The following is a 7,857-nucleotide window of genomic DNA, read 5'->3' as shown; positions in this document are numbered from 1 at the left end:
CGGCGTGCACCGGATTTGCACCGAGCTTGAGGAACTCGCCTTCGAGCACCTCAACCCGGTGGCCCGCGACGCCATCTATCGGCGGCTGGAGAAGCTCCGGGCCGAGCAGGGCGGGGCGGTGTCGCTGGTGAGCCAGGAAATCGCCGCCCGCCTGGAAAGCGCCGGCGTCCCCGCCCGGGTCTACGGCCGCGAGAAGCACCCCTATTCCATCTGGCGGAAGCTCCAGCGCAAATCCATCGGCTTCTCCCAGCTCTCCGACATCTACGCCTTCCGGGTGATCGTCGAGACCGAGGAGGACTGCTACCGGGCGCTGGGCCTGGTGCACCGCTCCTGGTCGTTCATCCCCGAGCGGTTCAAGGACTTCATCTCCACGCCCAAGCGCAACAACTACCGCTCGGTCCACACCACCGTGGTGGGCGCGCGGGGGATGCGCATCGAGATGCAGATCCGCACCGAGGCCATGGACCGGGTGGCCGAGGAGGGCGTGGCGGCCCACTGGCGCTACAAGGACAAGTCCTACGGCTTCGACGCCGAGGCCCAGGCCGCGGCCGGCGGGCGCGACCCGCTGGTCAACCTGCGCAACCTCGTCCAGGTGCTGGAGCACGGCGGCGACGTGGAGGAGCTGGTCGAGCACGCCAAGCTGGAGATGTACCTCGACCAGTCCTTCGTCTTCACGCCGAAGGGCGCGCTGGTCAGCCTGCCGCGCGGGGCCATGCCGCTGGACTTCGCCTATGCGGTCCACACCGACGTCGGCGACACCTGCATCGGGGTGAAGATCAACGGCGAGCTGAAGCCGCTGCGCACCGTGCTGCAGAATGGCGACGTGGTGGAGGTGATCCGCGGCGGCAAGCCGGTGGTGCCGCCGGACTGGCGCTCGCTCACCGTCACCGGCCGGGCGCGCTCGGCGATCCGCCGCCATATCCGCCAGACGGAGAAGGAAGAGTTCACCCGCCTGGGCCGCGCCACCCTGGACCAGACCTTCGACCGGGCGGGCAAGGCGCGCAAGGACGTCTCGCTCCGGCCCGTGCTGGACCGCTTCGCCATCGCCGGCGAGGACGAGCTGTTCGAGGCCGTGGGCCGGGGCCGCGTCTCGCCCACCCAGGTGCTCGACGTGGCCTTCCCGGGCCTGAAGGCCGCCGAGCGCGAGGCGGCCTCCGCCCAGCGGCGGATCGAGGACGGCAAGGCGGCGCGGCTGTTCGTGCGCGGCTCCGGCCTGCCGCCGGGGGCTGCGCTGCATTTCGGCGAATGCTGCAGCCCGGTGCCGGGCGACCGCATCGTCGGCATCCTGGAGCCGGACGGCCGCGACCTGACGGTGCACGCCATCGTCTGCGAGCACCTGGCCGACTTCGAGGACCGCGAGGAGCTGTGGCGCGACCTGCAGTGGACGCCGGAGGCCGAGCGCAACACCATCGCCCGCGCCCGCCTCACCGCCACCATCCGCAACGCGCCGGGCGTGCTGGGCCAGACCTGCACGATCATCGGCGAGGCCGGCGGCAACATCATGAACCTGCGCATGCACCACCGGCAGCAGGACTTCTTCGACGTCGACTTCGACATCGACGTGAAGGACGCCCGCCACGTCACCCATATCGCCGCCGCCCTGCGCGCCAACCCCAGCGTCGAGACGGTGGACCGGACCAAGGGGTAGGTCGCGCCCTCAGGTGGTGACAGCCTCCGCGGCATTCGGTATCTCCGCCTCAGGAGACCCCGCGCCATGAACACCGAAGACGTCCTTGACGAGTTCCGCGCCGCCGGCGCGCTCCGCGAAGGCCACTTCGTGCTGTCGAGCGGCCTGCATTCGGGCGTCTTCCTGCAGAAGAACCTGGTGTTCCAGCATCCCGACCGCACCGAGCGCCTCTGCCGGGCGCTGGCCGGAAAGATCCGCGCCCAGGTGGGCGAGGTGGACCTCTGCATCTCGCCGGCGGTGGGCGGCGTCATCCCGGGCTACGAGACCGCCCGCCAGCTGGGCGTCCCCTCGATGTACGTCGAGCGGGAAGGCGGTGCGTTCAAGCTGCGCCGCGCCTTCGCCATTCCGCCGGGCGCGCGCATCGCCATGGTCGAGGACATCGTCACCACCGGTCTGTCGTCGCGCGAGTGCGTGGCGGCGATCCGGGCGATCGGCGGGAACGTGGTCTGCGCCGCCTGCATCGTCGACCGGTCGGGTGGGCGGGCGGAGATCGGCGTGCCGCTGGTGGCGCTGGCCCGGCTCGACGTGCCGGCCTATCCGGCCGACGCCCTGCCGCCGGAGCTGGCGGCGATCCCCATCGAGGACCCGGGCAGCCGGAGGCTCTCCGCGTGAGCCGGCTGCGCCTGGGCGTCAACATCGACCACGTCGCCACCGTGCGCAACGCCCGGGGCGGCACGACGCCCGACCCCATGCGCGCGGCCGAGATCGCACTGGCCGCCGGCGCCGACGGCGTCACCGCCCACCTGCGCGAGGACCGGCGGCACATCTCCGACGCCGACATGGACGCGCTGGCCGCCATCACCCGCCGGCGCGGCCTGCCGCTGAACTTCGAGATGGCGGTGACCGCCGAGATGGAGGCCATCGCGCTGAGCCACCGGCCGCACGCCTGCTGCCTGGTGGCCGAGCGGCGCGAGGAACTGACCACCGAGGGCGGCCTCGACGTGGCCAAGGGGCTGGCCGCCGTCGCCCCGGTGATCGGCCGGCTGGTGCAGGCCGGCATCCGCGTCTCCTGCTTCATCGACCCCGATCCGGCCCAGGTGGCGGCGTCCAAGGCGGCCGGCGCCCAGGTGGTGGAGCTGCACGTGGGCCCCTACTGCGACGCGGTGCGCGAACGCGCCCCGGACGCCGGGGCCCGCCTGGCCGCGCTGCAGGCCGCCGCCGCCGAGGCGGCGCGGCTGGGGCTGGAGGTCCACGCCGGCCACGGCATCGACTACGAGACGGTCAAGGCGATCGCGGCGATCCCCGAGCTGGCCGAGCTCAACATCGGCCACTTCCTGGTGGGGGAGGCGATCTTCGTGGGACTGGCCGCCGCCATCCAGCGCATGCGCGCCCTGATGGACGCCGCCCGGGCGGAGCAGGCGGCTTGATCGTCGGCCTGGGCTCCGACCTCTGCGACATCCGCAGGATCGACAAGAGCCTGCAGCGGTTCGGCGAGCGGTTCGTCGCGCGCCTCTACACCGGCGTCGAGCGCGCCCGCTCCGAGCGCAAGGCCGACCGCGCCGCCAGCTACGCCAAGCGCTTCGCCGCCAAGGAGGCCTGCGCCAAGGCGCTGGGCACCGGCATGCGCCACGGCGTGTTCTGGCGCGACATGGGGGTGGTCAACCTGCGCTCCGGCCAGCCGACCATGGCGCTGGAAGGCGGGGCCAAGGTCCGGCTGGCGGCGATCACCCCGCCCGGCCATCGGGCGGTGATCCATCTGAGCCTCACCGACGACCACCCCTACGCCCAGGCGTTCGTGATCATCGAGGCGCTGCCGGAGGCCTGACGCCCCGGGTGCGACGTTGCGACTCCGTGCACGAGCGAGAGTTCACGAGGCGCGAAGCCCGCAGTCGGTGTATCCACCCGCCAAATCCCCCGTGCCCCCTGCCAGGAATCACCCATGATCGAGAGCGTCAGCGCCGTCCCCGCCAAGAAGGCCGGCGCGCTCCACGAGACCGTCGAGATCGTCAGGACGGTGGCCACCGCCCTGGTCATCGCCCTGGTGCTGAAGACGGTGTTGTTCCAGCCCTTCACCATCCCGTCGGCCTCGATGGAGCCCAACCTCTACCAGGGCGACTACATCGTGGTCTCCAAGTTCGCCTACGGCTGGTCACGGCATTCCATCCCGTTCAGCCCGCCGGTGTTCCACGGCCGCATCTTCGCCCGCTCGCCGCAGCGCGGCGACGTCGTGGTCTTCAAGCTGCCCCGCGACGGCCACACCGACTACATCAAGCGCCTGATCGGCCTGCCGGGCGACCGGATCCAGGTGAAGGGCGGGGTGCTCTACCTCAACGGCGAGCGGGTCCCCAGGGTGCAGACCGCCTCGCTGAAGGAGGATTCGGGCTATGGCTTCACCCGCGACGTCATGCGCTTCCGCGAGACCCTGCCCGGCGGCCGCAGCTACATGACCAACGACTTCGGCACGGGCGAGCGGCTGGACGACACCGACGTCTTCGTGGTGCCCGAAGGTCATTACTTCATGATGGGCGACAACCGCGACAACTCGATGGACAGCCGGCTGCCGGAAGAAGTGGGCGTCGGCTTCGTGCCGGCCGAGAACCTGGTTGGCAAGGCGCAGATCATCCTGCTGTCCTGGGACAAGGACGTCTCGCTGTTCAAGCCCTGGACCTGGGTCCTCGACGCCCAGCCCAAGCGGTTCTTCCAAGTTCTGCGCTGATCCGGAGACGAACTTTTCCGCCCCCGTCCTCTTTGGGACATGGGAGGAAATGCTCATCAGCCCCCGGCGCTTGCCCCGGCCAGGGCGAGCGTCTAGCTAGGCGCGTGTCCGGCGGCCCGGACGGGTCTCGGGAACCACAGATGAGCGAGCAGGCGCAGGACGCGCGCAGCCCGGAGAAGTCCGGTGCGCTGCACGAGGTCGTCGAGATCATCAAGACGGTGGTCTACGCCCTGGGCATCGCCCTGGTGCTGCGGGTGCTGCTGTTCCAGCCCTTCACCATTCCCTCGGCCTCCATGGTGCCCAACCTGCTGGAGGGCGACTATGTGGTGGTCTCCAAATACTCCTACGGCTGGTCGCGGCACTCGATCCCGTTCAGCCCGCCGCTGTTCGAAGGCCGGGTGTTCGCCCACGAGCCGCATCGCGGCGACATCATCGTCTTCAAGCTGCCGCGCGACGGCAAGACCGACTACGTCAAGCGCCTGATCGGCCTGCCGGGGGACCGCATCGTCGTGCGCGGCGGGGTGGTGTACCTGAACGGCAGCCCGATCCCGCGCAAGCCGCTGCCGCCGGCGATGATCGACGCGGGCTTCGGCTACGCGCGCCCCGTCGACCAGTACCTGGAGACCCTGCCGGAGGGGAAGTCCTTCGTCGTCAACGACTTCGGGCCGGACAACGACCTGGACAACACCTCCGAGTTCGTCGTGCCGGAGGGGCATTATTTCTTCATGGGCGACAACCGCGACAACTCCTCCGACAGCCGCGTGCCGCCGGCGGAAGGCGGCGTGGGCTATGTCCCGGCCGTCAACCTGGAAGGCAAGGCGCAGATGGTGCTGCTCTCCTGGGACAAGGACGCCTCGCTGTTCAAGCCCTGGACCTGGTTCACCCACGCCCGCCCCGGCCGGTTCTTCAAACCCGTCCAATGAACGCCCGCGCCGCCGCGATCGCAGACCTCGAGCAGCGGATCGGCCACAGCTTCGACGACCGCGAGCTTCTGGAGCGCGCGTTGACCCACGCCAGCGTCGGCGACGGGGCGCGGGCGGTGCGCCATTACGAGCGGCTGGAGTTCCTGGGCGACCGGGTGCTGAACCTGCTGGCCGCCGAGGCCCTGATGGGCCAGGACGCCGAGGCGCGGGAAGGCGAGATGTCGCGCCGGCTGGCGGCGCTGGTGAACTACCAGGCCTGCGCCCGGGTGGCGCGCGACATCGGCCTGCCGCCGGCGCTGCGGCTGTCGGCCAGCGCGGCCAAGGTCGGCGCGCGCGACCTGGACAGCGTGCTGGGCGACGCTTGCGAGGCGCTGATCGGGGCGATCTACGTCGACGCTGGCCTCCCCGTGGCCCGCGAGTTCTTCCAGCGCTTCTGGGCCCAGGCGTTCGACAGCCTCGACGAGCCCGCGGTGCGCGATCCCAAGACCCGGCTGCAGGAGTGGGCGCAAGGCCGCAGCCTGGCGCTGCCGGCCTATAAGCTCGTGGGGCGCGAAGGTCCCGACCATGCGCCCAGCTTCACCGTGGAGGTCTCCATCCAAGGCTTTGACCCGGAACGCGCCCAGGGGCGTTCCAAGCAGGAGGCCGAGAAGGCCGCCGCCCTCGCCATGTTCATTCGCCGTCAGGACGCCCCATGACCCGCGCCGGATTCGCCGCCGTGATCGGCGCCCCCAACGCCGGCAAATCGACCCTCACCAACCGGCTGGTGGGGGCCAAGGTCTCCATCGTCACCCAGAAGGTGCAGACCACCCGCTTCCCGGTGCGCGGGGTGGCCATGGAGGGCGAGGCGCAGATCGTGCTGGTGGACACCCCCGGCATCTTCTCGCCCCGCCGCAGGCTCGACCGGGCGATGATCCGCTCGGCCTGGGGCGGCGCGGCCGATGCCGACGCGGTGGTGCACCTGGTGGACGTGCAGGCCGAGCTGGCCTCCGGCGAGCCGGGCGGCAAGGCGGCCGACCGCCGCGCGGTGCACGACGTGCAGACCATCGTCGAGGGGCTGAAGGCGGCCGGCGCCAAGGTGATCCTGGCGCTCAACAAGATCGACGGGGTCAAGCGCGAGCGGATGCTGGCGGTGGCCCAGGCGCTGTTCGAGACCGGAGTCTATTCCGAGGTGTTCATGATCTCCGCCGCCGACGGCGCCGGCGTGGGCGACCTGAAGCGCCGGCTGGCCGAGCTGATGCCCGAGGGGCCGTTCCTCTACCCGGAGGACCAGACGGCGGACATCCCCGTGCGCCTGCTGGCCGCCGAGATGACCCGCGAGAAGCTCTACCTGCGCGTCCACGAGGAGCTGCCCTATGCCGCCGCCGTGGAGACCACCTCGCTGCAGGAGCGCAAGGACGGCTCGGTGCGCATCGAGCAGACCATCTATGTGGAGCGCGAGAGCCAGCGGCCGATCATCCTGGGCAAGAACGGCCAGACCCTGAAGTGGATCGGCCAGAAATCCCGCGAGGAGCTGATCGAGCTTCTCGAACGGCCGGTGCACCTGTTCCTCACCGTCAAGGTCGACGAGCGCTGGCAGGACCGGCGCGAGCTCTATTCCGACGTGGGGCTGGACTATGACGTCTAGGAAAGCCCCTCCCTTCTCCCCTCGCGGGAGAAGGTGGCCCTGCGGAGCAGGGTCGGATGAGGGGTCTCTCAGATCTCTCCGGCTGACCTCGGGACGATCAGGTTGAACCGCCGCGCGACCCCTTATCCGACGGCCTGTCGGCCGCCACCTTCTCCCGCAAGGCGAGAAGCATCGCGTCGGTGCTGACATGGAATTCGAGGACGACGCCTTCGTGCTGTCGGCGCGGGTCTTCGGGGAGAGCGGGGCGATCGTCGAGCTGCTGACCGCCCAGCGCGGCCGCTGGGCGGCCCACGTGGCGGGGGGGTCGTCGCGGAGGATGCGGCCGTTCCTGCAACCTGGCGCCCGGGTCGTCGCCCGCTATCGGGCGCGGGTCGCCGACCAGCTCGGATCTGCGGCGCTGGAGCCCGTAGGCGAGGGGCCTTCCGCCCTGTTCGACGACCCGCTGGCCCTGGCGGGCCTGGCCGCGGCGGCGGCGGTCTGCGCCGCGGCCCTGCCGGAGCGCGAGCCGCATCCGGGGGCGTTCCTGGCCTTCGAGGCCCTGGCTGCGGCTTTGTCCGCCATCGAGGCCTGGCCCGCGGTCTATGTGCGCTTCGAGGCGGGCCTGCTGCAGGACCTGGGCTTCGGCCTCGATTTCTCCAAGTGCGCCGCGACCGGGACCACCGACGATCTGGTCTATGTCAGCCCCCGCACCGGCCGCGCCGTCAGCCGCCAGGCGGGAGAGCCCTACCGGGACAAGATGCTGGCCCTGCCGCCGTTCCTGCTGTCGTCGCAGGCGCGGCTGGCGCCCGGCGACGTGGGCGCGGGGTTCGACCTGACGGCGCATTTCCTGGAGGCCTTCGTGTTCGGCCCGCTGAACCGCCCGCTGCCCCCCGCCCGGCTGTGGCTGCTCGACCGCCTGACCGACGCGGGAAAGCTGTAGGGCGCGGGGCCGGCCTCCATTCGACGCCTGCGGCGTAACGGGACCGGG

The 7,857-nt window shown here is 71.0% G+C and carries 9 protein-coding genes; all 9 read left to right on the top strand.

Annotated features, from left to right (window positions below; genetic code table 11):
* On the top strand, positions 1-1,648 hold a 1,648-nt coding region (locus VGL30_RS05485; RefSeq protein WP_331537609.1), incomplete at its 5' end, for a RelA/SpoT family protein.
* Between the two features lie 66 nt (positions 1,649-1,714).
* On the top strand, positions 1,715-2,299 hold the full coding sequence (pyrE, locus tag VGL30_RS05480; RefSeq protein WP_331537607.1) for an orotate phosphoribosyltransferase: 585 nt from the start codon (positions 1,715-1,717) through the stop codon (positions 2,297-2,299).
* Positions 2,296-3,054 (top strand): pyridoxine 5'-phosphate synthase, encoded by a 759-nt coding sequence (locus VGL30_RS05475; RefSeq protein WP_331537605.1) that lies wholly within the window; start codon positions 2,296-2,298, stop codon positions 3,052-3,054. The genes pyrE and VGL30_RS05475 overlap by 4 nt, the downstream gene beginning before the upstream one ends.
* Positions 3,051-3,452: a holo-ACP synthase gene (gene acpS, locus VGL30_RS05470; RefSeq protein WP_331537603.1), complete on the top strand. Its 402-nt coding sequence runs from the start codon at positions 3,051-3,053 to the stop codon at positions 3,450-3,452. Before VGL30_RS05475 ends, acpS begins: the two co-directional genes overlap by 4 nt.
* A gap of 114 nt (positions 3,453-3,566) precedes the next feature.
* Positions 3,567-4,343, top strand: a complete 777-nt coding sequence (lepB, locus tag VGL30_RS05465; RefSeq protein WP_331537601.1) for a signal peptidase I — start codon at positions 3,567-3,569, stop codon at positions 4,341-4,343.
* A gap of 140 nt (positions 4,344-4,483) precedes the next feature.
* Positions 4,484-5,266 carry a signal peptidase I gene (gene lepB / locus VGL30_RS05460; protein WP_331537599.1) on the top strand — a complete coding sequence of 261 codons (783 nt, stop codon included), beginning with the start codon at positions 4,484-4,486 and terminating at the stop codon, positions 5,264-5,266.
* Positions 5,263-5,961, top strand: coding sequence for a ribonuclease III (gene rnc / locus VGL30_RS05455; protein WP_331537597.1), 699 nt, complete (start codon positions 5,263-5,265; stop codon positions 5,959-5,961). The genes lepB (VGL30_RS05460) and rnc overlap by 4 nt, the downstream gene beginning before the upstream one ends.
* Entirely contained in the window at positions 5,958-6,890 is a 933-nt protein-coding gene (era, locus tag VGL30_RS05450; RefSeq protein WP_331537595.1) for a GTPase Era, read from the top strand. Before rnc ends, era begins: the two co-directional genes overlap by 4 nt.
* 187 nt (positions 6,891-7,077) lie before the next feature.
* A complete protein-coding gene (recO, locus tag VGL30_RS05445; protein WP_331537593.1) occupies positions 7,078-7,809 on the top strand; it encodes a DNA repair protein RecO in 732 nt (243 codons plus the stop codon).
* Positions 7,810-7,857: the final 48 nt, after the last annotated feature.

The organism is Phenylobacterium sp., from assembly GCF_036502675.1.
Taxonomy (GTDB): Bacteria; Pseudomonadota; Alphaproteobacteria; order Caulobacterales; family Caulobacteraceae; genus Phenylobacterium.
The sequence above is the reverse complement of the archived record's forward strand: the minus strand, read 5'-3'. Positions and strand labels throughout refer to the sequence as shown.